Origin of the sequence: Synechococcus sp. BL107 (assembly GCF_000153805.1) — a bacterium.
GTDB lineage: Bacteria > Cyanobacteriota > Cyanobacteriia > PCC-6307 > Cyanobiaceae > Parasynechococcus.
This window is the reverse complement of record NZ_DS022298.1, coordinates 1883964-1907203: the sequence shown is the minus strand read 5'-3', so window position 1 is coordinate 1907203 and position 23240 is coordinate 1883964. Positions and strand designations below refer to the sequence as shown.

The window sequence follows — 23240 nt, the reverse complement described above, 5'->3', positions numbered from 1 at the left end:
GAAGCAATGATCCAAGGCATGGCCCTGCGTCTGGATGGCAAGGCACTGGCGAAGGCCGTGGAGAGTCGTCTTCAAGCTCAAATCGAATCCCATCTCCCCCAGGTAGGGCGTCCGCCTGGGCTAGCTGTGCTTCGCGTCGGGGACGATCCCGCCAGTGCTGTGTACGTCGCGAATAAGGAGAAGGCTTGCGCTCGTATCGGTGTAGCTAGCTACGGCGCCCATCTCCCGAGCTCCACCCCCTTTGCGGAGGTGTTGAGCACGATTCAACAGCTCAATGCTGATCCTCGTGTGGATGGCATCCTGCTGCAGCTCCCATTGCCAGAGGGGTTGGATGAGGGGCCGTTGTTAATGGCGATTGACCCTGAAAAGGATGCCGATGGATTGCACACCCTCAACTTGGGGCGATTGCTCAAAGGAGAACAGGGACCGCGCAGTTGCACCCCGGCTGGCGTGATGGCCATGCTGCGCAGTCAGGGCATCGACCCGGCTGGTCAACGGGCTGTCGTGATTGGTCGGAGCATCCTTGTGGGGCAGCCGATGGCGTTGATGCTCCAAGCCGCCAATGCCACCGTCACGGTGGTTCATTCCCGCACGAAGGATCTGGCGGCTCACACCCGAGAGGCCGACATTGTGGTGGTGGCAGCAGGTCGCCCCGGGATGGTGGGGGCGGAGCACATCAAGCCTGGTGCTGCGGTGGTCGACGTGGGCATCCATCGCAAGCCTGAAGGAGGGCTCTGTGGCGACGTGCGTGCGGAAGAAGTGGAACCGATCGCAGCGGCGTTGTCCCCGGTGCCCGGCGGTGTTGGTCCGATGACCGTCACCATGCTGTTGGTGAACACCGTTGTGGCGTGGTGTCGCCGCCATGGTGTTGACCATGAACTCGCTGATCTCCTCAGCTAACGGGTCGATGCCACTCCATTGGTTGTTCCCCACCCCCGTGATGCAGGTGGATCTCACTCCTGATGACGGTATTGCTGCAGCGATGCACCAGCAGTTGGAAGTGTTTGATCGCGACGTGTTTGGTGATCCTCAGTTTTCCAATCGCAACAACCTCACCGGAGATCTTTTGGGGATTGCTGGCTTGGATCAGTTGCATCGGATGGAGGCTTTCGTCTGGCTCAATCACCAGATCGCAGAGCAGGTGTCGCTTTATTTGATCGATTTATTAGGCCCCGACCATGGCCTCGAGGTTCACATTCAAAAGGCATGGCCGGTGGTGTGTTCCCCCGATGGAGGAACGATTGAGTCCCACACCCATCGCAATGCCCAGCTGAGTGCTGTGTTTTATGTGTGCACCGAAGAGGATCCCGGTTCTGGAGAACTGGAGTTTCAAGCGCCCGACACCTACTTCAGCCATGTGATGGCCATTCCGTTTCGGGAAGCCACCGTGTCTGGTGGGGTGTTTGCTCCAAAACAGCACCGCTTGCTGCTCTTCCCTTCAGATCTGCGCCATCGCGTTTTGCCTTACGAGGGTGGGGTGCCGCGCTATTCGGTGTCGTACGACCTGGCGGTCACGACCGCCCCTGGACAGGGTCGAGAAATGCTCACGCCGCACCCAATGGATTGGGTTCCTTTGGGGGGCTTCTCCTCAACCTGAGAGAATCCGGCCAGCCAAGGTCCATCCATGACCGCCGAGTTCGATTTCAAGGCCTATCTCGGCAAGGCCAAGGAAACCGTTGAAGCGGCGCTTGACGACTCCCTCGGTCCTGAACGGCCCGAGTCGTTGCGGGATGCCATGCGTTATTCGCTGTTGGCAGGTGGCAAGCGTCTACGCCCGATTCTTTGCCTTGCGGCCTGTGAACTGGCTGGTGGCGACGCGAAGCATGCCGTGCCAACGGCTGTCGCCCTCGAGATGATTCACACCATGTCGCTGATCCACGACGATCTGCCGGCGATGGATGACGACGATGTGCGCCGGGGGCGTCCCACCAACCACAAGGTGTATGGGGAGGCCGTGGCGATCTTGGCCGGTGATGCGCTGCTCACCCGCGCCTTCGAGATGGTGGCGTTGCGAAGTCCCGGCGTTCCGGCGGACCAACTGCTCAAGGTGGTGGGTGAACTCTCACTGGTGGCCGGAGCACCGGGGCTGGTGGGTGGCCAGGTGGTGGATTTAGAGAGTGAAGGCAAGCAGGTGGATCTCGAGACACTCGAGTACATCCATCTCCATAAAACCGGCGCGCTGCTCAGTGCCTGTGTGATCACCGGTGCCTTGATTGGCAATGCAGACGACACCTTGATCACGGCGCTGCGCACCTATGCCCGAGGCATTGGCTTGGCATTCCAGATCATTGACGACATCCTCGATATCACCGCGAGCAGTGAGGTGCTCGGTAAAACCGCCGGCAAGGATCTGCTGGCCGATAAGACCACGTATCCCAAGCTCTTGGGTTTAGAGGAGTCGAGGAAGCGGGCGGATGATTTGGTGCGAGAGGCAAAGGAAGCTCTGCAACCCTGGTCAGATCAAGCGATGCCTCTGCTGGCCTTGGCCGACTTCATCACCAGCCGCGATCGATGATCGATCCCTCCCCCTCCCACGCGGTGTTGCGTGAATTGTTCGATAACAGTGCTTTGGCCTGGGGGCTGGTCGCCTGTGGGGTAGCTCAGCTCTCCAAATTGCTGATCGAATTAATCGTGCATCGCCGCTGGCGCCCAGCGGTTTTGGTGGAAACAGGGGGGATGCCTTCTAGTCACTCCGCTCTTGTAACCGGCACGGCTGCTTGCCTTGGCTGGACCCAGGGTTTTGACCACCCGACCTTTGCTCTGGCAACCGTGGTGGCCTTTGTGGTGATGTACGACGCCAGTGGCATTCGCCGCGCCGCCGGATACACCGCAGAGCGCGTCAATGCGTTACCAGCAGACCTCTGGCCACACCCCTATGAGAAGCCGTTGAAGGAAAGTCTTGGCCATAGCCGCCTTCAGGTGCTGGTGGGCAGCTTGGTGGGTCCTGCCATTGCCCTGCCAGGTCTTGTGCTGGTGGGGTCTCCGCTGCATCTTGCCGCTGTGATGAAAACTGTGATTGGGGCTGGGTTGGGGTGACCGCCACTGCGGAACTCACGGCGGATCAACAGGCGGCGGCGGATGCTTTTTCCACCTGGTTGGCAACTCCTGCCGATGGAACTCCCTTTGTTCTGAGTGGATTTGCAGGGAGTGGCAAGACGTTTTTGTCGATGCGCCTATTGCGTCAGGTGGAGGCCACTGGCTTGTGTTGGACCGTTGTTGCGCCCACCCATAAGGCCGTGGGTGTGCTGCGTCAGGCCTTAGATCTCGAAGGGTTGCAACCCACCTGGTATCCATCCACCATCCACCGCCTGCTGCGGTTGAAGCTCAAACGCTCGGGTGATGTCGAACTGTGTGAGCCCACAGAGCAAACGGGAATGGCTCTGGAGAACCTTGGCTTGGTGTTGATCGATGAAGCCTCGATGGTGGACAGCACCCTGCTGGGGATTGCCCTGCAATGCGCCCATCCCTTCAAAACCCGTTTGGTGTTTGTTGGGGATCCAGCGCAGCTTCCACCGGTTGGGGAGGAGAAAAGCCCAGTATTCGCCATGCAACGGCGCAGTGGAGCGGTGTTACAGCAGGTGGTTCGTCACCAGGGGCCGGTGCTGCAGCTCGCGAGCCGTCTGCGGGAGGGAGTGTTGCCTTGCTTATCTCCTCCGCTTCTGCAGCCGATCCGGAATGAGCAAGGGCAGGTGCGTTGCCTCTCCCAAAAGGAATGGTTGAACCAAGCCCGCCAATCGTTGAAGGCAGCCTCGCAACAGGACAATCCCGATGCCGCACGCATTCTTTGCTACACCAATCGCACCCTGGAGCGGCTGGTACCCCACGCGCGTCGGGCCATTCATGGCGACATGGCGGATCAGATGCCCGTCTTGCCTGGCGAAGTGTTGATTAGCCGCACTGCGGTGATGGCACCAGCCTCCCGGGACGGGGAAGAAGCCGGGGAAGAGCCCGACATGGTGTTGGGATCCAACCGAGAGGTGGTGGTGCTGGATGTGACGCCTGAATCGTGCGACTTGCTGGATTTTGGGTTGACGGAGATCAACGGAGGGGTGCCCATGATTGAAACCCTGTCGGCCAAAGTGAGCTCCGGGGATCTCGAGCTCACGCTTCGATTACAGCCCCCCGTTGGCAGTGCGGCGCGCCTGGAATTGGATGGTGTGATGCAGCGGTTGCGCCAACAGGCCAAAGACGCCGGTAAAAAAAATGGGCGCAGCATTTGGAGGCAGTATTTCCTTGTTCGAGATGCCTTTGCGTCCCTCGGACCCGCCGCTGTTTTAACGGTGCATCGCAGCCAGGGCAGCAGCTTTGGTGAGGTGTTTGTGGCGCCTGATGTGTTCCGAGCTGATCCGCGCATCCGACAACAGCTTTGCTATGTCGCAGTGTCGCGGGCGCGGACCGGCGTGTGGATGATCGGTGGGACGTCGTCGCCTGAGACCACGGCGGCATGGACTCAAGCCTTTTCAACGTTCTCAGAGTGAGGGTGCGAATCAGGCTTGGCTCAACGCAGGGCAAGCCCTGTGATGCCTTGCCAGCTCAAATAGCCACCCAGGCCCAAGCTCACGCTGCCCACCACCAATTCCCCACGGCTCAGCAGGGTGGTTTTTCCTTGCTGCAACATCGGCAAAACGCGTTCACCCCCAAGGACAACCGCCACGAAAGGCACCAGCAACAGCACGCTGGCTGACAGGCTGAACACCAGGCTCGACGCGACCTCCCCCTGCAGGCTGAGTCCTTGGGCAAGAATCACTCCGGCGGTTTTCGCGAAGAGCAGCAGGTCGTCTGGGCTGATGATTTCGGTGGCACTGCTGATCAATAGCAGGAGCGGCAGGGGCAGGGCGGCAAAGCGATCCACGCTTTGGGTCCAGCCTGGGGGGCCATCTTGATTGAGCCAACTGCGGATGAGCTCCCGTCCCCCGAGGGCAACTAACGCTCCGCCTGCGATCAGATCCAGCCCGGTGCGGTGTTTGGATCCATGGCTCATGTCCAGCAAAAGGCCGTGCCCCAGGGTGAGTAATCCGAGCACCACCAGGGCACTGGTGAGCCACCAACCCACCACAAACAACCCGCCGCGCCGCCGTGGTGCGTTCCCCAGCAACAGCAGTAGCAACAACACCAAATGAATCGGCGATAGGGCAACACCAATGCCATACGACACCAATTCCGTCCAGATTTTTGGATCAGTCATGCGGGTTGCTTTGCGTCGGGGCATTCCAACGGGCAAGAGTCCGGGTTTCCCGTTCCCAGCCCAAAAGGCTGATCATTCCAGTCCCCAGCTGGAGCAGTCGCCCTCCAGCGGCGCCCTCCCAGCCAGCTGCCGGCCAGGTCCGGAAGGCTGTGGCCATGGGCAAACAGGGCGATATCCCCTGGTTTCGGAATCATCAGCATCCTGTCGATGGTCTGTTCACTGCGCCGCTGTACCTGGTCCACCTGCTCCCCATTTGGACAACCATGGGTCCAGACGCTCCAAGTGGACTCCCGATGCCGGATCTCAGCCATGGGTGGGGTCAAGACGGAGTCATAGACGAAGAATGAGGGCGGCCAAGCCAATGCTGACGCCCAAGCTCACCACCCCAATGAGGCCTCTCCAAAAGGCTTTGTCTTTGGTGTTGAACGGGTTATTCACAGCGTTTTATTCACAACTTTTTATTCACAACATTGGGCTGGCAGACGTTGGCGACAGGTAAGGAAAGATGTGACTGATGGGGCGATGCAGTTGGTGCAATGGCTTGTCGGAATGCGACTCCGCCTGAACGCTGTATCGACGGCCAATGATCAAGGCCTTTTCGAGGTCGGCTTCACAACTGCGTAGCCCAGTTTGGATGCGGCGTGGCTTGGATGCAATTCGATGCATGGCAGGGATGAGGGCTGTAAATACTCCCTCTTGCTGACGCCAGGCCTGACATGCCGTCAGCGCCTCAATAGCACTGTCGTAGCTGCTTTGCGGTGTGGGCTGACGGGTGCTCATTGCCTCGATCCCGATCAACGGCAACGTTGAGAGCACCAAAACCATCGCGAAGCGAACCACAACCTTCAACCGCAGTGCTGTGTTCTTTCGCTAGCTAGGTCATCGCTGGAACTCCACCCGCCTTCCAATTGTTTTTCTATCCATGTTTCAGTTCGCGTTTTAGTAACGCACCTCAAACCAGTCGTCCCCCCGCACCGGCAACTGGCATGGTTTCACCCGTTGCACTTGAGCCCCAAGCGGACCCTTTTCGCACCAGGCCCTTAGCTCCGCAAGAGCAATGGGTGGGCCCTCTGCCTGCACTTCAACACTGCCGTCTTGCAGGTTACGAACCCATCCCTTGAGGCCCATATCCAAGGCACGACGGCTGCAGCTGGCTCGAAATCCAACGCCCTGCACATGGCCTTGAATGATCCAGCGCCAGCGCTCCACGAATGGTTGCATTCGTGTGGGCTGCTGTCGGCTCACAAATCGCCTGGCGATGATCTCGCTTCGGTTGCGAGTGCGGCGCGCCATCGGAAGCAAATCGTCGAACAACTGGCCCAATGCAGGTGTACCCAGCTCGCGTGCAACGTCCGTTTGTTCCATCCTTCCGGACGTTGGCTCACTCGCCAACCATTAATTTCCCACAGCACGGATCCGTCGTCGGCCCCTCGGGGGTCGTCCAGTTCCCAGCGGTGAAATTCATGGCCGGTGACCTCTTCCCCCTTCCTCACCAGCAACCCATCCTCCCGGGGCTTCAGGCGGCGATATCCCACTTGCAGTCGGCCGCGGCGAGCATCAAAGGGAAGGATGTTGGCCATGGGATGGGCCTTGCTATCGAGATCGCTGAGTTGCCGTCCCAGCAGCAGCATGCCGCCACATTCGGCATAGACAGGCCGCTGATGGCAAAACTGCCGCAAGGAGTTGAGGCTTTCCGTGGCCTGGCTGATCTGCTCGGCATGTTGTTCCGGGAATCCCCCGGGGAGAATTAAACCTTTGGCCTCCTTTGGAATGGCCGTATTGGCCAGAGGGCTCCAGGGCACAGCGGGCATCCCCAGGTGCTCCAGTAATTCGCCCGTTTCGGGATAGCGGAAATGGAAGGCGGCATCAGCCGCCACGGCCACAGGCAGGGATGGTCCATGGCCTGGTGGGATGTCTGCGAACACCGAAGGGCCCGCAGAAGGAGCCTGCATGAGTGGCGCCAGGGTGCCCAGGTCGAGATGCTGTTCAGCCAAGTCGGCCCAGGCTTGCCGCCGTTGCGTCGGATCGTCCAACTCATGGGCTGGCGCCAGCCCCAGGTGTCGACTGGGCAGCTGTAGGGCATCCGTTCGAGGCATGCAGCCGAGGAGAGGCACGCCAAGACGGTCGAGCACGTCCTGCAGCAAGGCGCGATGGCGAGCGCTGTTCACACGGTTGATCACAACGCCCGCGAGGTTGAGTGTTGGGTCGTGATCTCTGAACCCACGCACGAGGGCCCCAAGCGAGGCCGCTTGGCCTCCGGCATCCACAACTAAAACCACGGGGAGATGGAGAAGGCGAGCGATCGCGGCCGTACTGCCTTCCTCCGTACTGCCAATGCCATCGAAGAGCCCCATGACGCCTTCGATCAGGGCCATGGAGCACACCCCCCCGTAGCCATGGAAGGCTTTGCGCACCCATGGCTCCCCGCAAAGATTGAGATCGAGGTTGCGGCAGGAACGCCCCGCCGCCTCACTCAGCAGCTGCGGGTCGAGGTAGTCGGGCCCCACCTTGAACGGTTGAACCGACTCACCGCGTGCCCGTGCCCAGCTCAAGAGCGCAAGACTGACAAGGGTTTTGCCGCTGCCACTGGCCGGTGCGGCAATCACAACGGCCATGCTGTTCCCCTAAATCAACCCAGCAGCCTGGCAGCCAATGGTGCTGCTGCCGCCAGGAGCGGGTTGGTGCTGTCGTGGCCACCACCGAGCAGTCGGGCGACATCCATTTCTGGGGTGGCGTGTTGCACAGGAACGATGTCTTCGTGCAAGTCCAGGTTGGCCATACCGCCACCCTCTAAACGCATGCATCCGCCTGAATCAGCGCAAAGGATCACACAGACCCCTTTGCCGTTATCGGGTTGGCAGATCAGTCGCATGCCCACGATTCGCCCGGCATGAACATTGGGTTGCCCGACGGGCACGCCCATTAAGTGGACGGTTACAGCTGCTCCATCAGGGCGATGGAACTGGGCCATGGTTTCCTCCTCGATCGTGTTGGCCGAATCGAGCGTCCATCCCAGTCGGTCTGCGATCCAGGCTGCCAGCAGGAGCCCCTGCGCTGGATGGTGCCCTTCCACATCAATATCTAATTGGGTGACGTGACTGAGGGCATCACGGCGATCCGGTGGATCAAACATCATGGCCAAGGTTTCACGCCAGCTCCGCAGCCGTAGCCAGTTCAGATCATTCACGGCCTGGCCAGCCTCGACGCGCTGGCGCAGCACCTCGAGGCACTGGCGTGGTTGGCCGACGGCACTGTCGATGATGAGTCGACGGGACGTGCACGCGAGGCGTGCCATGAGCTCAGGAGCTTCATCGAGGAAGCCATTCCACCAAACCCAGGTCGGCATCGACGCTGGTAGGAGGGGCTCCAGGATTGTTAACCCGTCTTGGAGGGCCGCGTCGCCTCCCCTCAGCACCACCACATCGCCGCATGCAGTGGTTCCTCCACCCTCTTCCGGTAGGGGGCAGTAGGCCGCGACGAGGGTCTCAAGACTCTGGCTCGGTGCAATGGTGGGCGCCAAGGTGATCAGCCGGCGTGGCATCAGTGCGCTGAGCGCGGGATCGATGTACTGCCCCCGTAGGTCTTCTGCCGTGGCATCACCCTCGAATCGGGAGACGGCCTCGATCACAGCCCCATCAAGAGGGGGAGTGCTGATTGGGAGATCGGCCTCTGTGATTGCCTGACGCCCCGCAGCAATTAAATCACTGGTTTGTTGGCCAGTGATGGGGCCTCTTAGACGATCACTTCGCACCAAATGTTGTTCAGCCCAGGCGGGCTGCCAGATCAGCAAACAAAACGTTGATGCGCCGGTGCCAGTGCTGCCCTGCTGTTCTGGTGACCAGAGCTGTTCGAGGTAGGTGGGAACCTCCGAGGGAACCAGTTCCAGAGGGGTCTGCAGGGTGAGCTGGGGAGACATGGTGCCGAGGGTGCGTGAACAGGGGACAGGGAGAGAAGAAAACTGAAGAGGACTTATGGGCGTCGCCAGAGCAACCCGTCACGGGCGAGCAGGGCATCGGCGGCGGCGGGCCCCCAGGTGCGTGATTCGTAAGGGTGGATTGGTAGTTGCCAGGGGCTGTCTTCAATCAGCTCGAGCAATGGGGTGTAAAGGCGCCAGGCTGCTTCCACCTCGTCGGCACGGGTGAACAGGGTTGGATCGCTGAGCATGGCATCGGCCAGCAAGCGCACATAGCCCTCATCGGAGGGCTCTCCAAACGACTCGTCGTAAGAGAACTCCATGTCGATCGGCCGACTACGCATGCCAGAACCTGGCGACTTCACTTCGAAGCGGAATTCGGCACCTTCATCCGGCTGGATACGCAAAATCAGCTGGTTTGCGGTGGGTCCGCCCGTGGCGGCATCAAAAAGGTGCACCGGCGCTTCGCGGAAGGTGAGCACCACTTCACTGAGTCGCTTGGCGAGTCGTTTACCCGTGCGGACGTAGAAGGGCACACCTTGCCAACGCCAATTGTCGATGAAGAGTTTCATCGCCACATAGGTCTCGGTGGTGCTGTTTGCTTCGACCCCCGGTTCTTGGCGATAGCCAGCTAAGGGGTTGGCTTGGGTTCCTCCCGGACCGTATTGACCACGGACGCAGCAGTTCCACGGCTCGAGTTCGTCGGCGAGACGGGCAGCCTGCAGCACCTTGGCTTTTTCATTGCGGATCGCTTCGGGATCAAAGCGTCCTGGGGGCTCCATCGCTGTGATGGCCAACATTTGCGTGAGATGGTTTTGCACCATGTCCCGCAGGGCTCCTGAGGATTCGTAGTACCCAGCTCGTTCTTCCACGCCAACGGTTTCGGAGGCGGTGATTTGGACGCTCGAGATGTAATTGCGATTCCAGATTGGCTCAAAAATGGTGTTGGCAAACCGCAGCACCATGATGTTTTGGACGGTTTCCTTACCGAGGTAATGGTCGATGCGGAAGATCTGATTCTCTTGACCGCAGCCTTGAACCACCTTGTTCAAGGCTTGTGCACTGCCGTAATCCCGTCCAAAGGGCTTTTCGATCACAACGCGGCTGCGTTTGGGATCCTTGAGGAGCCCGGCATCGGAGAGGGCACGACAACCGCTGGCATAGAAATTGGGAGACACCGAGAGATAGAAGGTGCGATTGCTGCGGGTGGCGCACTGTTGATCAATCAATTCAAGGCGTCCACCGAGTCGCACGACATCGTCTGGTTTTTGCAGGTCAACGGGTTCGTAAAACAGCTTGCCAACGAATTGCTCCCACGCCGCTGGATTCTCTGCAATGCGGGGGGCGAGTGCTTCGGCCATTTTTCCCCGAAACACCTCATCGGTCCAAGGGCGACGAGCGCAGCCCAAAAGAGCGAATTCACTTGGGAGTCGGCGTTGTTTGAACAGTTCGAATAACGCCGGGACAAGTTTGCGGTGGGTGAGATCTCCGCTGGCACCAAAAATCACCAAACATTGCGGTGCAATGACCCGTTCCTGTCGAAGTCCAACGCGGAGCGGATTGGTGATCGTGGCGACCATGGAGCTCAGGCTTCTGTCGAAGGTTTAGACGCGGAAGCGCCGATGCACACTGCTCAGCAGAATCTCGTCTGGGTTTGATGTGGGTTTTGTGATCAACCCAAAAAAAAAGCCCATCCCGAGGGATGAGCAAAACGGCGTTTGAACCGGGATTCAATCAATAGGTTTCAACGTGCCAACGATCGGCTTTCTTGAGCTGCGGACGCAGTTCCTTCCAGTCCAATCCTTTGGCTGCAGCGGCTGCAGCCATCGCTTCGTCGATGCCTGGTTCCATGCCCCGAAGACCGCACATATAAACGTGGGTTTTTGGATCTTCGATCATGGCGAAGATTTCATCAGCATGTTCTGAAACACGGTCTTGGATGTACATCCGACCGCCCTTGCTGTTCTGCTCTTCCCGACTAATCGCTTTGGTGTAGCGGAAGTTGTCGGGATATTCCTTGAGGTAGTGGTTGAAATCGTCGTCGTAGAGGAGGTTGGCTGTTTTGGGGGCACCCATGAACAGCCAGGCTTTGCCTTTGAACGACCAACCGTTGGCATTGCGCTCCTTCGACTCGAACATGCGACGGAGGTAGGTGCGCATCGGAGCGATACCAGTACCAGTGGCCAACATGATGATGTTGGCGTCTTCGTCTTCAGGGAGGAGCATTTCCTTACCCACCGGGCCTGTGATTTTCACCTTGGTGCCTGGCTCGATGTCACACAGGTAGGTGGAGCAAACGCCGTAGATCTGTTCACCGGCTTCGTTTTTGTATTCGAGCTGACGAACACAGAGGGAAACGGTGTTGTCTTTGTAGTTGTCGCCGTGGCGTGTGCTGGCGATGGAATAAAGCCGAAGTTTGTGGGGTTTGCCATTGGCGTCGTTCCCTTCAGGAATGATGCCAATGCTCTGGCCTTCGACGTATTCCAGCTGAGGCTCGCCTCCAGCCAAATCAAAGGTGATGTGCTGAACCCGGCCGATGGCACCGTCGGTGAGCAGGGAATAGTTTTCGGTCACCGTGCCCATGAACGGAGTCTTGGGCTTGTAGGTGTTAACCGGAACGTTGGCGTGGGGCTTCTTCTTCGGGGCGCTAGACGTCACGGCTTTTTTAGAAGGTTTGGAAGTGGCTTTTTTGGCACGGGCGCTGGGGGCGGCCGCTGGGGCGGCAGGAACAGGATTGTCCTGACTTGCCGGAATCACTGACTGAATTGTGGCTCCGGACGCCGTAATTAGCTTAAAAGTTGTGGAAAGCTGGCGAAGCGGCACGGTGTAGCTCTGCACCACGGTCGGGCGGGAGCCAGCCTGACGACCACTGGCAACAACAGTGAACAGGCCTGAGGTGGTGTGACCTGACGCTGCTTGAGACACCCGCATTGCTTAACCCACTTTTAGGTGGCGCGACTATAGGCGTGGTCGATGTTTTTACACACTTTCATTGTTATTTTCCATAGATAACGGTGCTCACAAGAAGACCTCCTTAAGATCACCGGATCTGACCCTTCCATCGGCCTCGATATTGGTTCTTCCACAGGCGATGTTTCGACGCGATCCCCTCGCCACGTCCTCGCCCGAGAGCGAAGCGATTGAACAGACCATGGAACGCCTCCCCCAGGGGGTCCGTCGCCTTGCCGCTCAACTAAGAACTCCTCTAGCAATAGATGAGCTCTGGGCTGTCCTTACCGATTACGAAAACCTCTCCAACTTCATTCCAAACCTGAGCTCAAGCCAGTTGGTGCACCGCGAAGGACACACGGTCCGATTGCAGCAAGTGGGAAGCCAACAATTGCTGGGTCTTCGATTTTCAGCGCAGGTTCAACTCGAACTCACCGAATTCCGGCCTGAAGGATTGCTCAGTTTCAAGATGGTGAAGGGTGATTTTCGACGTTTTGAAGGCGCTTGGCGTGTGCATGAGCTTGCCGACGGTTGCTCCCTCGTTTACGAGCTCACCGTTCAAGGCTGTATCGGAATGCCAATCGCTTTGATTGAAGAACGGCTGCGTGACGACCTCTCGAGCAATCTGCATGCCGTGATGATGGAAGCGAAACGTCGTCGGGATTGACGCACCAGCCCTTCCCCGCCTTGAGCCATAAAAAAAACTCCCAAAAGGGAGTTTTTTTTATGGAATTGGATGAAAGTTTCGCCCAATTCTTCAGTAGCCCCAAGGGGATTCGAACCCCTGTCGCCTCCGTGAAAGGGAGGTGTCCTAGGCCTCTAGACGATGGGGCCATGAACGTGATCGGAAGGTCGTTTGAACTCCCACACCTTGTGAAATTACGGGTCAGCCTGACCCTCCGTCAAGACGGCTTGACCCCATTCCTGTCCTTGGCCCTGCCAGATCGGCACGGTGAAGGTGAAACAAGCCCCCTCCTCTGGTTCAGAGACCACCCAAATTCGTCCCCCGTGGACCTCCACAATCCGACGGCACACCGATAAACCCACTCCAAAGCCAGTGGTTCGGTCTGAGGTTTGCGGTAGGCGCACACGATCGAGAAAAATGCGCTGCTGCTCCTCGTTCGGAATGCCAGGTCCGCTGTCGCAGACGCTCACTTCAACCCACTGATTGGTTCTGTGAAGCATGGAGAGCGCGATATGGCCACCATTGCCCGTGTATTTCAGGGCGTTCTCCAACAAATTGAGCATCACCTGGCGCATGCGCCGTTGATCGGCAAAAACCTTGGGTAAGTCGCTCGGAATGTCGGTTCGTATCTCCACATTCCGACCGAGCCACAGTTTTTCTAATTCCAAAATCACCTCAGCCGAAACGCTGGCCAGGTCGAGTCGTTGGGGATTGAACAGCGTTTCCCAACGGGTGGTGCCAACTTCGAGGAGATCTTTTGACAGAGCTTCCATCTCTTCCAGGCGCCGGGTCACGACGTCTTGGAATCGATCCATGTCGATCTGCCCCAAGCGTTGGCTCTGCAGCGCTAATGCAGCAGCCGTTAAAGGTGTGCGCAGCTCATGGGCCACCATGCGCAACAGGCGTTCCTGAGCGTGAATCCTGTCGATCAGGGTTTCGTTTTCCTGGCGGAGAACCAGGAGCTGGTCCTCCAGTTGAAGTTCTTTTTGGGTGCGGCTGCCGTCCAATTCCGTTGGCCGCAAGCTGAGGCCAAGTCCGCTCACCACCCCATCTTGCTTCCAGCGTGGAACCCAGCCTTTGAGCTGTTGAAGGATGTTGCTACCCGCAAACACCTGTTTCGGTGAGGGCTGAAGCTTGATCAAGGCTGGTGTGACCACCAGTCGGTGTAGCTCTAGGAGTTCTGGTTGTTGGGTGGGGTCTGCAACTTGAAGCGTGACTTCGAAGCCGAGATCTTCGCGTTCGAGGTAATGCACCAGGCCGCGCAGATCCTGCCCGGAAAGTTGATGACGGGCGGCCACCAGCAGCAGCTTCAGCTGCTGGCGCCCTTTAGAACCGTCATCGACCACGGGGTATCCCGCCTCAAAACCGATGCTTACCTTATGGGTTTTTGACTGGACCGCCATCCCAGCTAAGACGTTGTTGAACACTCCGTTGCGTCAAGGTCGCGGTCCATGTCGCTTTTTTCCGCGCAAAACCGCGTCCCTTTGGTCGCCCCGACAGCTCATCAAGCGTCGAAGCCGATTCAGGTGGACACCAGTTTGCGTCGTTGGTTTGGACGCAATCTCGGCCTTTGGCGCTCGCGGCGTCAGTACACCTTTAGTGACGACCAGGTTCTTCATTTAGATATGAACCTGAAAATGGAAGCCTTCGCTGAGCCCGAGGTGGGTGAAAGCCGCTATCGCTTTAGTTGGTGGCCTGAGGGCCAAGTGTCGGAAGCATTTTTTGAGCGGAAGCCCTGGTACGAGCGAGAAGGGGTGATGGAGGCAACGCTTTGGGGGCATCAGCTTCAACGCAGCCGTGGTTACCTCAACGGCGACCCCGTGCGCACAACGCTTCGTCAGGTAGACGAGCACGAAACAATTCTCGAGTCGCACTATCAGCAGTGGGACATCCTTGAGCACATTCGTTTGCTCGATCAAGATCGTTATCGCTATCGGGCGATCTATACGTGGGATAGCGGTGTGCTCGCGATTGTTGAACATCACCATGAAATCCGCCAATCAGACGCTTTTCCTCCGATTGAAGAAGGTTGAAGTTAAAAGAACTTAAAGCCTTTGATGTATTGGTTTTAAAGACTATTTGCCGAGCCAAGCGTTGAATTTGGCCGCCATTTTTTAGTTGCAAGTTGAGGATTTTGAGGTTGAGAATTGGTTCCTTTACTTCGTTGTTCCGAACGGAAGCCGACTGATTTCTGGATGAGGCTGATATTGCGATCTCTTGAATCGAACAAAGCCGGCGCTTGGATCCATGGGCCTCGGTCTCGATTGCTGTTGTCCCAGTTCGTCAACCTGGACCATGCACTGGCATTCTTTGTGTTTGATGGGGGATGATTAAAAGAGATTAATGAGTCAATTGAAGAACTCAAAAAGGTTTGTTTGGCTCACGGCAGCTTCACTGCAAGCATCTGTCGTTCTTGGCGGTGCCGTAATGGTTCCATCGGCAGTCGCGCAATCCAAGGCCGCATCGCCTGTCACCAAAAGTGAGTTGTTGACATATTCGTCCATGTCCGTGGTGACCTTCTGCGAGGCCAGGTCGCTAGACGTGGAATTTGTGAAAGCGGTGCGGGTGAGTATCGCTGCTGAGGTATTTACGGTTTTCCAAAAGCACGGTGGCAAAGCAGCGGAACTGAAAACTCCGCTTGATGAGAAGCAATTCATTGCATCATCCCAATTCAGGTTGGTTGGCAATGCGCTTCGGGCATGTCCAAAGTTTGTTCCTGCCGAACAGAAGAAAAAGTTCGACACGATGCTTGAGCAAATCAAAAAAAATAACCAGTAAAGCAGATTCAAAATTATGATTGATTGAGATAATGAATTTGGTTATTCCTTAAGTAAAAACTTTTATACTCGTCTACAGCTAAAAACTCAATTTATATCCTGTTTCCTTTTTTTGTAATCGATTGCCCTTCGTCGATTCCTGATCGGACTGGTCATGATGGAAACGGTTTATTTCCAATCCATCAATGGCAGCTGTTGCTCCCATCCGTTTAGCGGATTACACGCCTTGGGCCTTCAGCCTCCCTGCCATTGAACTCGACGTTGATATCCAGCCAAATCATGTTGTTGTTTGCAGCCGGTTGGAGCTGAAGCCGCAAGCCGCTGGTGCTCCACTCCTTCTGCGGGGTGTTGATCTCACAATTGAGAGCTTGGCCATCAACGAGGTTCCGTTGGAACCGTCTGAGTGGTCCTATGAGGCGGGGCTCCTCACGATCATCAAAACTCCTGCGCTGCCGTTCGTGTTGTCGACGCGCTGTCGGATTGACCCTTACAACAACAGTTCCCTTGAGGGTCTTTACGCCAGTTGTGGATTGCTCAGTACCCAATGCGAGGCAGAGGGATTCCGCCGAATCAGCTTGCATCCCGATCGGCCTGATGTGTTGAGCCAATGGCGCGTGCGCATTGAAGCTCCGCGAAGCAGTTGCCCGGTTTTGCTGAGTAACGGCAACCCTGTCGCTACAGAAGCTGTGGGACCTGATCGCCATGCCGTTACTTGGGACGATCCCTTCCCAAAACCTTCGTATCTCTTTGCTCTCGTGGCTGGTGATCTCAGGGAGATTCGCGATCGCTACACCACCTCGTCGGGACGCGACGTGGCTTTACGGCTTCACGTTGAGGCCGGTGATGAGGCGTTCACGGCCCATGCCATGGCATCGCTGAAACGGTCGATGGCTTGGGATGAGTCGGTTTACAACCTGGAATACGACCTTGATGAGTACAACATTGTTGCTGTGCGTCATTTCAACATGGGCGCCATGGAAAATAAAAGCCTGAATATTTTCAATTCGAAGCTTGTATTGGCAGACGCAGAAACGGCGACAGATGCCGAATTGGAGCGGATCGAAAGTGTGATTGCCCATGAGTACTTTCACAATTGGAGTGGGAATCGGATCACGTGTCGAGATTGGTTTCAACTGTCTCTTAAAGAAGGCCTTACCGTTTTCCGTGATCAAAGTTTTACGGCAGATCTTCACTCAGAATCAGTAAAACGAATTGAGGATGTTTCGATGTTGCGGAATACTCAGTTTCGTGAAGATGCTGGCCCGACCGCACATCCGGTAAAGCCTGCTGAGTATCAAGCAATCGATAATTTCTATACAACAACGATCTACGAAAAGGGTGCGGAGTTGATCCGCATGTTGCACACGCTGTTAGGTGAAACCCGATTCATGCGCGGCATGGCCACCTATGTCAGTCGCTTTGATGGAACGGCAGCAACCACCGAAGATTTTGTCCAAGCCATCGCCGATGGGGCCTGCGCCGATGGTGAGCCCCTGGGCTTTGATTTGGCGAAGTTTCGTCAGTGGTATCACCAAGCAGGAACCCCACATTTAGAGGTGAAGCGTTCCTGGGACGCCGCCGTTGGGCAGATGACGGTGCAGATGAAGCAGACCACTTCTGCTACCCCCGGCCAGCCGGAGAAGCAACCATTGGTTTTGCCACTCGCGATGGCGTTGGTGGGACCCGAGGGGCGTCTTGGCGACGAGGCCTTGGTGGTGATGGAGGGCGACACGATGACCACCACTCTTCAAGGGCAGCCCAATTCCCCCGCGCCGGCACTGTCATTTTTGCGTCGTTTTTCGGCACCGCTGATCGTTCAAATGGATCAGTCGTTGCAGGAAAATTTGCAGTTGTTTTCGGCCGATGATGACCCCTTCTCGCGGTGGGATGCGGGCCAGCGCTTGGCGCGGCAAGTGCTGCTGGCGCGGGCCCAGGGTGGGCGAGATCAGGCGGTGGAAGCGGCGCTGATTGAGGCGATGCAGCAGCGCATCACAGCTGGCCAAGCCAAAGATCGAGCTGATCTAGCAGCGCTGTTGTCGTTGCCGGGTATGGCTGAACTGGAAGCTCTTCAGAGTCCTGTCGACCCACTAGCCCTGTACGACGCCATGCGTTCTTGGACCGAAGAGCTTGGTCGTCAGCTGCAAGCGCCGTTGCGCCAGGTGTTGTCTCTCGTGCGTCACGATTGGCCGCTGGCATGGCCCGCCGGCCAGGGCGGTCGGGCTTTGACTGGCTTGGCTTGGCGTTGGCTGGCAGCAGCGGGTGATGAGGACGTTCGCCGTGAGGCGCTTGAGGCGGTGTCTGGTTCGTCGATGACTCTGGCGCGATCTGCATTGAGGGCCCTGCAACCATTGGAGGTGGACGAGCGGGATCAGGCGTTGGCCTGTTTCTATGACCGCTGGCAAACCAAGCCGGTCATTCTTGATGCGTGGTTCGCCCTTGAAGCCTCCGCCCCAAGGCGCAATGGATTGGAGCGCGTGCAGCAACTGTTGGAGCATCCCCGTTTTGATCCGCTTGCGCCGAATTCATTGCGTGCCGTGTTGGGTGGTTTCACCGCCAATCTCACCACCTTCCATGCCGTTGATGGCAGTGGCTATCGGTTTATGGCAGAACAAGTGGCTGCCGTCGACGCCCGCAACCCGATTACGGCGTCTCGCATGGCCAAAGTGTTTAGCCGCTGTGGGAGTTATGGGCCTGAGCGCCAGCAGGTGATGCGGGAAGCAATCGACCTGTTGGCCTCCTATCCACTCTCCGCCAATACCGCTGAAGTGGTGCAGCTGCTCAACCCATGAGCACAGCAATCAGGATCACCACGATCACTAAACCCACCAGCCAGCGCCAGCGTTGTTGGCGAGATCGTCCCGATGGGCGGGCTGTTGAGCGGCTCGGCCGAGTCCCTGCGGCTAATCCGCAGGATTGGCAGACGAGTCGACCGGCCATCGAGCGATCGGCGCGAAAGCGACGACTTCCACAGTTCTGGCAAACACTGGTAGCCACGACCGCTGTTACAGCAACCCGTCCAGCATGCCCCTTAGCCTCAATCCTTCCTTCCGTTGCTGTGGAGGGGAGAAAGGTTCCCATGGTTTGGCAGGGAAAGCCACAAGCTCTGCCATCGGTTCTGGACATGCTTGCTTCAAAGGGATTCATCAAAAAAGTGTGCTCACCTATTTCGATGTAATCGAGGATATTCTTAAAAATATCGTTGCAGCTTATACGTACTCAATGTGCATTTACTGTTGGCTCTATTGAGGATAGTGCAAAGAAAGAGAGGAGTTTTGTCGTTGATTTAACTGACCTGATTTGCCTGCTTGGTTGTCGATTTTTAACTCTGAAATTGAAGAGTCGTGCTTCGAGACAAGTCGCCACCCATCGACAGCTTCTATGTCTCCTATCGATGGCTGAGTCGTTTCGCGTGTTCGGCTAAGGGACGGGTTTCACTGTCGCCATGAACCAAAGGTATTGGCGACAGTTTTGTCATGTTCATCGCACTCTCAAATGTCGACTGAAATTCGCAACTGGGCTGTCGTTGCTGAAGCAATGGAAGCAGCAGGAGCAACGTCAAGCCAGATGTATGTTCGCGCCAAAGCTTTAGCAGAAGGAAAACTCGATCCCATGCCCACAAGCTTTCCTGAGGCTCCCTACAGCATCTCAGCCGTCGCTGGCTAACCATTCAAAAGCCTCGCAAATGTGAGGCATTATTTTTTAAATCAATGAAACCTCAGAAATCTACCCATCAGCATTTAATCAGGTTCAAAGACCTCGAAGGGAATAGCTGTGAACAAAGCTTGTATGCCTCCAATCCAATGGAAGCACGTAACTTAGTGATGGATTGTAATTCTGGCTTGGGCCAGAGACCGAACCTAATTAATGCCATCCTAAAGACCGATTAAATTAACTTCTCTCATATCACTTGCTTGGCATTGATTAAGAAAATTTAGATTGAAGTTCTTATTCGCTAAGTGCCCCACCTCTCCACCTTTGAGGTGCATGACGCTCCTGCTTTTTTGTTGAAGCTTCAGCGTCTTTGGCCGACCGTTCGGGTGACGTTTTAACGACAGACTTGTGATCTGAGGATGGGTTGGCCATGAGTGAATTTGCCTATGGGCGTAGCTAAGAGCCCCTTCGGGAGTTCTTCAAGCAAAACGTTACCCAGCTTTATGTGAAGACGTTGCTGGGGGATGACATTTAAGCGTCATGCGTCATCCATCCAATGGCTTTGGTTTTTGGGTGTGGAAGACGGAGGTCGGCATCAATAGGTCGGCATCAATCGTGAACTTCTTGATTGCCTAACGGGGCTGAATTCCTCCTGGCGAAGCTCATCTTGAAGAAGCCTGCTCAGCTCGAATCTTCAGGTCTCCTCAGATTGCGCTTGCCGAGGACGCCCCTGCTGAAGTAGTACAGATGTATTAATCACGAGGTCCGGCGATGGAGGAATGGAGTTTTGTCGAAGAAAGAGAGTTGCAGGGTTGGAAGGGTGCCTGTCTTTGCATTACATGCCAGCACTTCGCCTATGGGGTGGACCAGCACTGCCGCACGATTCTCGGATGCAACGCGAGGCAGAAGCAGTTGCCCCAGGGCGACCATCTGACAAAGAAATGCAAGTTGTGGGCGCCGACTTGGCAGAAAGAAATGGGATGGGCGCCAGAGGCCGGTTGATCGGTCGGTCGTGATCCTTGTCGGGCGCGCGCCCGCTCTCGCTTCGCTTCGTCGTCCCTCAATCAGTGGATTGCCTCAGCGGTTGAGGCACAAAAAGTCCATGCTGGCGTTGGCAACAGCACTTGTTGTCAACGTTGTTGTCCAGAGGGTCATGAAAGCACCAGAAGCACTGTTAAGCCGTCTCGCTCTCACGCCAGGTACGGCAACAGGTTCAAGGCGGTTGGCGGTGGTGATGGGGCAATTAGGTGATTTTGATTCCTTGGAATACGCCCAGGCGCTCGTCCCCCGGTTGGATTCTTTGCGAAGCCAAGGCGTCACCGTTCAGGTGTTCGCCATTGGCGACGCTGCCGGGGCGGATCGCTTTTGTGGGTTTACAGGCTTTCCTCGCCAGCAACTCCAGGTTGACCCTGCTCCAACCCTGCATGGGCAATTGGGGCTTGAGGCCGGATTGACGCTGCCGGGAGGGCCTTGGCCCGGCTTTTTGTTGATGTGCGCTGGTGTTGGTTCTCCAGGAACACTGCAGGAGGTGTTCCGCGGTTACACGGGCGATCGTCAAGCCCCGCAACTGTTTGCTGACGATGATCTGGTGCAAGCCTCGCCACTTCCGTCCTTTCGCGGAAGGATGTTCCGTCGTGCCGGTGGTGATGGTTTTCAGAGACCGTTTGAGTTGGCGACTTGGCGACTGAGAAATATGAATGAAGTGCTCGGAAACTGGCGCACCTATGTGCCTTGCGATGACTACATCACCCAACGTGGGGCTACTTATTTATTAGATAGCGACGACACATTGTTGTATCAACACCGCGACAAAAGCCTGCTGGGTTACTCCGAGACGATGGCCCAACCATTGGCTTTCCTGGATCAATTCATCTAACGGTTCAGAAAGAATGGACCGTTCGCTCTGATTGACCTAAACCGCATCAGGATTTTCCTTCTTTTGGGCCCAAGCGGCGAGGAGGCCAGCGGCGAAGCCTCCAGCGTGGCCAACCCAGCTCACGCCCGCTGGCGAGACCCCTGGGATCAAGGCCATGAGTGCAGATCCATACAACCAAAATGCCACCAGGCTGAGCACGATCGGCAGAATTTTTTTCTCGAGCCAACCAATGACCAAGAGATAGCCGAGCAGCCCATAAATCACGCCAGACAGTCCATGGCTTCGAGCGGGCCATAACAGTGTGATTGGCACATTCACAAGCAGGACTGCCACCCAGACAGACACGTAATCCCTGACACCTCGTGTGAGCACCAGCCAACTCAGCACGAGGAAGATCACACTGTTGGACAGTAAATGTCCAAAGCCCGAGTGGCTAAACGGTGCGCTGACAACTCCCCACCACGGCAGACCTGGCCCCATCGGCAGATTCCAGGTTCCAGCGAAGAGCACTTGATCGATGACTTCCTGAGCCCAGGCCAGTCCCAGCAAGAGCACTGGAAGGAGAAATCGCCCGCGCATCAACAAGAAGAAGCGACCACAATGATGATTCCACCGCACAGAGATTGGTGAAGGACAGCGTCGATGTCCTCGTGATTGGAAGTGGCATCGGGGGGCTCTGCTGCGCGGGGCTCTGTGCCAAAGCGGGCCGAGATGTGTTGGTGCTTGAAGCCCATCACCAGCCAGGAGGGGCCGCCCATGGTTTTCAAAGACAGGGCTATCACCTTGAGTCCGGTCCATCCCTTTGGAGTGGCTTAGGGCGCTGGCCTAGCAATAACCCTCTGGCTCAAGTGCTACGGGCCCTGAACCAGTCGTTGGAGATTGTTCCCTACAGCACTTGGGACGTCCTGTTACCCGAAGGCGACCTGAGCGTTGCCGTTGGCAATGACGGTTTTGAGGCGGTGGTGGGTCAGCTGCGGGGTCCCGCCGTCGAGAAGGAGTGGCGGAGATTTATCGATGTGCTGCGTCCGATTGCAGCGGCGGCCGATGCATTGCCTCTCTTGTCAATGCGTCCGGGTGTGGACGGAATGGCCCAACTGTTGCAGCGCGGGGGGCAGTTGCTGCCCCACCTCGGGGCGATGCGACACCTCGCCGGCTCTTTTGGGCCATTGGTGGATCGACATCTTCAGGATCCGTTCCTTCGCCACTGGGTGGACTTGCTCTGCTTCCTGATCAGTGGGATGCCGATGGGCGACACCAATGCCGCAGCGATGGCCACGTTGTTTGGGGAGTGGTTTCAGCCTGAAGCCCATCTCGACTACCCCCTCGGAGGCAGTGCTGCGGTGGTAGATGCCCTGGTGAAGGGCCTTAAGGAGCATGGCGGCAGCCTTCGGACCGGCGTCGCCGTGCGATCTCTTCTGTTGGACGGTGATCGAGTTGTGGGCGTGGAGCTGCAAAACGGGGAGAAGATTTCTGCCCAGCGCGTTGTGAGCAACGCCGACATCTGGAGCACCCTGGCGATGCTCCCCGATCACGCCGCTAAGGCCTGGCAGCATCAACGCGCAGAGACGCCTCGTTGCAACAGCTTCTTGCATCTCCATTTGGGTTTTGATGCCAGCGGTCTGGAGCCCCTTCCCATTCATACGGTGTGGGTGGACGACTGGGAACGGGGAATTGCCGCTGAGCGCAATGTCGTGGTGCTGTCGGTTCCCTCCGTCCTGGATTCCTCGATGGCTCCAGCCGGTCGCCATGTCTTGCATGGCTACACCCCAGCCAGCGAGCCTTGGACGTTGTGGCGTGAGCACACCCGTGGCACGCCGGCCTATGAAGCGTTGAAACAGGAGCGCTGCGAGGTGTTTTGGCGTGTTTTAGAGCGCACGATTCCCGATATTCGTGACCGCTGTGATCTGGTGATGGAGGGCACACCCTTAACCCACAGCCATTTCCTAAACGTGAGTGAAGGTAGTTATGGGCCTGCTCTTTCTGCAGCGAATGGCTTGTTTCCGGGGGTGACGACTCCACTCGAAAATCTGTGGCTTTGTGGTGCCAGCACCTTTCCCGGGATTGGAATCCCACCCGTCGCAGCAAGTGGGGCTATGGCAGCCCACGCCATCTTGGGTGGCCAGGCTCAGACGCGGTTACTGAAGGAGTTGGGAATCTGAGCGGACGATTGCGTCATAACCTCGGTTCGCGAGCTAACGCCCAGC

The 23240-nt window shown here is 57.0% G+C and carries 24 protein-coding genes and 1 tRNA gene; 12 read left to right on the top strand and 13 right to left on the bottom strand.

The genetic code is table 11. The annotated features are described in order from the left end of the window. The first annotated feature begins 18 nt into the window (after positions 1-18). The 5 genes from folD to BL107_RS10025 are packed head-to-tail and all read left to right on the top strand — an operon-like array spanning position 19 to position 4478. A complete protein-coding gene (folD, locus tag BL107_RS10045; protein WP_037989013.1) occupies positions 19-900 on the top strand; it encodes a bifunctional methylenetetrahydrofolate dehydrogenase/methenyltetrahydrofolate cyclohydrolase FolD in 882 nt (293 codons plus the stop codon). After that, positions 875-1597: a TIGR02466 family protein gene (locus BL107_RS10040; RefSeq protein WP_232192978.1), complete on the top strand. Its 723-nt coding sequence runs from the start codon at positions 875-877 to the stop codon at positions 1595-1597. The genes folD and BL107_RS10040 overlap by 26 nt, the downstream gene beginning before the upstream one ends. Positions 1598-1624: 27 nt before the next feature. Beyond that, positions 1625-2515, top strand: coding sequence for a geranylgeranyl diphosphate synthase CrtE (gene crtE / locus BL107_RS10035; RefSeq protein ID WP_009790238.1), 891 nt, complete (start codon positions 1625-1627; stop codon positions 2513-2515). Beyond that, positions 2512-3036: a divergent PAP2 family protein gene (locus tag BL107_RS10030; RefSeq protein WP_009790237.1), complete on the top strand. Its 525-nt coding sequence runs from the start codon at positions 2512-2514 to the stop codon at positions 3034-3036. The genes crtE and BL107_RS10030 overlap by 4 nt, the downstream gene beginning before the upstream one ends. Continuing rightward, on the top strand, positions 3033-4478 hold the full coding sequence (locus BL107_RS10025) for an ATP-dependent RecD-like DNA helicase (protein ID WP_009790236.1): 1446 nt from the start codon (positions 3033-3035) through the stop codon (positions 4476-4478). The genes BL107_RS10030 and BL107_RS10025 overlap by 4 nt, the downstream gene beginning before the upstream one ends. Before the next feature lie 20 nt (positions 4479-4498). Here the strand turns inward: BL107_RS10025 and BL107_RS10020 are convergent, their stop codons facing one another. The 8 genes from BL107_RS10020 to BL107_RS09985 all read right to left on the bottom strand — a co-directional run bounded on the left by BL107_RS10020 (position 4499) and on the right by BL107_RS09985 (position 12029). Continuing rightward, positions 4499-5185: a GAP family protein gene (locus BL107_RS10020; RefSeq protein WP_009790235.1), complete on the bottom strand. Its 687-nt coding sequence runs from the start codon at positions 5183-5185 to the stop codon at positions 4499-4501. Beyond that, positions 5182-5496 carry a histidine phosphatase family protein gene (locus BL107_RS10015; RefSeq protein WP_009790234.1) on the bottom strand — a complete coding sequence of 105 codons (315 nt, stop codon included), beginning with the start codon at positions 5494-5496 and terminating at the stop codon, positions 5182-5184. Before BL107_RS10015 ends, BL107_RS10020 begins: the two co-directional genes overlap by 4 nt. A gap of 151 nt (positions 5497-5647) precedes the next feature. Further along, positions 5648-6025: a hypothetical protein gene (locus BL107_RS10010; RefSeq protein ID WP_232192977.1), complete on the bottom strand. Its 378-nt coding sequence runs from the start codon at positions 6023-6025 to the stop codon at positions 5648-5650. 99 nt (positions 6026-6124) lie between these two features. Continuing rightward, positions 6125-6478, bottom strand: a complete 354-nt coding sequence (locus tag BL107_RS10005) for an acylphosphatase (RefSeq protein WP_037979156.1) — start codon at positions 6476-6478, stop codon at positions 6125-6127. After that, a complete protein-coding gene (locus BL107_RS10000; RefSeq protein ID WP_009790231.1) occupies positions 6427-7800 on the bottom strand; it encodes a cobyrinate a,c-diamide synthase in 1374 nt (457 codons plus the stop codon). Before BL107_RS10000 ends, BL107_RS10005 begins: the two co-directional genes overlap by 52 nt. Before the next feature lie 14 nt (positions 7801-7814). Continuing rightward, on the bottom strand, positions 7815-9101 hold the full coding sequence (locus tag BL107_RS09995) for a glucose-6-phosphate dehydrogenase assembly protein OpcA (protein WP_009790230.1): 1287 nt from the start codon (positions 9099-9101) through the stop codon (positions 7815-7817). A 53-nt stretch (positions 9102-9154) separates the two neighbouring features. Beyond that, positions 9155-10678, bottom strand: a complete 1524-nt coding sequence (gene zwf / locus BL107_RS09990; RefSeq protein ID WP_009790229.1) for a glucose-6-phosphate dehydrogenase — start codon at positions 10676-10678, stop codon at positions 9155-9157. Between the two features lie 154 nt (positions 10679-10832). Continuing rightward, positions 10833-12029, bottom strand: coding sequence for an FAD-binding oxidoreductase (locus BL107_RS09985; RefSeq protein WP_009790228.1), 1197 nt, complete (start codon positions 12027-12029; stop codon positions 10833-10835). Between the two features lie 160 nt (positions 12030-12189). On the opposite strand from BL107_RS09985, the gene BL107_RS09980 reads away from it, so the two are divergent. Then, positions 12190-12714 (top strand): SRPBCC family protein, encoded by a 525-nt coding sequence (locus tag BL107_RS09980; RefSeq protein WP_009790227.1) that lies wholly within the window; start codon positions 12190-12192, stop codon positions 12712-12714. 94 nt (positions 12715-12808) lie between these two features. On the opposite strand, the gene BL107_RS09975 is transcribed toward BL107_RS09980, so the two are convergent. Then, positions 12809-12881: transfer RNA gene (locus BL107_RS09975), tRNA-Glu, on the bottom strand. A 45-nt stretch (positions 12882-12926) separates the two neighbouring features. After that, a complete protein-coding gene (locus BL107_RS09970; protein ID WP_369791571.1) occupies positions 12927-14135 on the bottom strand; it encodes a histidine kinase in 1209 nt (402 codons plus the stop codon). Positions 14136-14183: 48 nt separating this feature from the next. Here BL107_RS09970 and BL107_RS09965 point away from each other — a divergent pair, with 48 nt between their 5' ends. The 3 genes from BL107_RS09965 (at position 14184) to pepN (ending at position 18298) form a co-directional block, all read left to right on the top strand. Beyond that, the gene (locus BL107_RS09965; protein WP_050749852.1) at positions 14184-14765 is read left to right on the top strand and encodes a hypothetical protein; all 582 of its coding nucleotides are present in this window, start codon (positions 14184-14186) and stop codon (positions 14763-14765) included. Between the two features lie 310 nt (positions 14766-15075). Next, positions 15076-15510, top strand: a complete 435-nt coding sequence (locus BL107_RS13155) for a hypothetical protein (protein ID WP_050749851.1) — start codon at positions 15076-15078, stop codon at positions 15508-15510. A 184-nt stretch (positions 15511-15694) separates the two neighbouring features. After that, positions 15695-18298 carry an aminopeptidase N gene (gene pepN / locus BL107_RS09955; protein ID WP_009790222.1) on the top strand — a complete coding sequence of 868 codons (2604 nt, stop codon included), beginning with the start codon at positions 15695-15697 and terminating at the stop codon, positions 18296-18298. Here the strand turns inward: pepN and BL107_RS13150 are convergent. Continuing rightward, the gene (locus BL107_RS13150) at positions 18288-18632 is read right to left on the bottom strand and encodes a TFIIB-type zinc ribbon-containing protein (RefSeq protein WP_232192976.1); all 345 of its coding nucleotides are present in this window, start codon (positions 18630-18632) and stop codon (positions 18288-18290) included. The two genes, pepN and BL107_RS13150, sit on opposite strands and share 11 nt — an antisense overlap. Before the next feature lie 369 nt (positions 18633-19001). On the opposite strand from BL107_RS13150, the gene BL107_RS12990 reads away from it, so the two are divergent. Further along, complete coding sequence (locus tag BL107_RS12990) at positions 19002-19172, top strand: hypothetical protein (RefSeq protein WP_009790220.1); 171 nt, start codon at positions 19002-19004, stop codon at positions 19170-19172. 744 nt (positions 19173-19916) lie between these two features. Here BL107_RS12990 and BL107_RS13330 read toward each other — a convergent pair. Further along, a complete protein-coding gene (locus BL107_RS13330; protein WP_198002340.1) occupies positions 19917-20090 on the bottom strand; it encodes a hypothetical protein in 174 nt (57 codons plus the stop codon). A gap of 172 nt (positions 20091-20262) precedes the next feature. Here BL107_RS13330 and BL107_RS09940 point away from each other — a divergent pair, with 172 nt between their 5' ends. Beyond that, positions 20263-21036, top strand: a complete 774-nt coding sequence (locus tag BL107_RS09940) for an AhpC/TSA family protein (RefSeq protein ID WP_009790218.1) — start codon at positions 20263-20265, stop codon at positions 21034-21036. 36 nt (positions 21037-21072) lie between these two features. Here BL107_RS09940 and BL107_RS09935 read toward each other — a convergent pair whose 3' ends face one another. Further along, positions 21073-21615 (bottom strand): rhomboid family intramembrane serine protease, encoded by a 543-nt coding sequence (locus BL107_RS09935; RefSeq protein ID WP_037989004.1) that lies wholly within the window; start codon positions 21613-21615, stop codon positions 21073-21075. A 47-nt stretch (positions 21616-21662) separates the two neighbouring features. Here BL107_RS09935 and BL107_RS09930 point away from each other — a divergent pair, with 47 nt between their 5' ends. Then, positions 21663-23195 carry an NAD(P)/FAD-dependent oxidoreductase gene (locus BL107_RS09930; RefSeq protein ID WP_009790216.1) on the top strand — a complete coding sequence of 511 codons (1533 nt, stop codon included), beginning with the start codon at positions 21663-21665 and terminating at the stop codon, positions 23193-23195. The last annotated feature ends 45 nt before the right edge of the window (positions 23196-23240 follow it).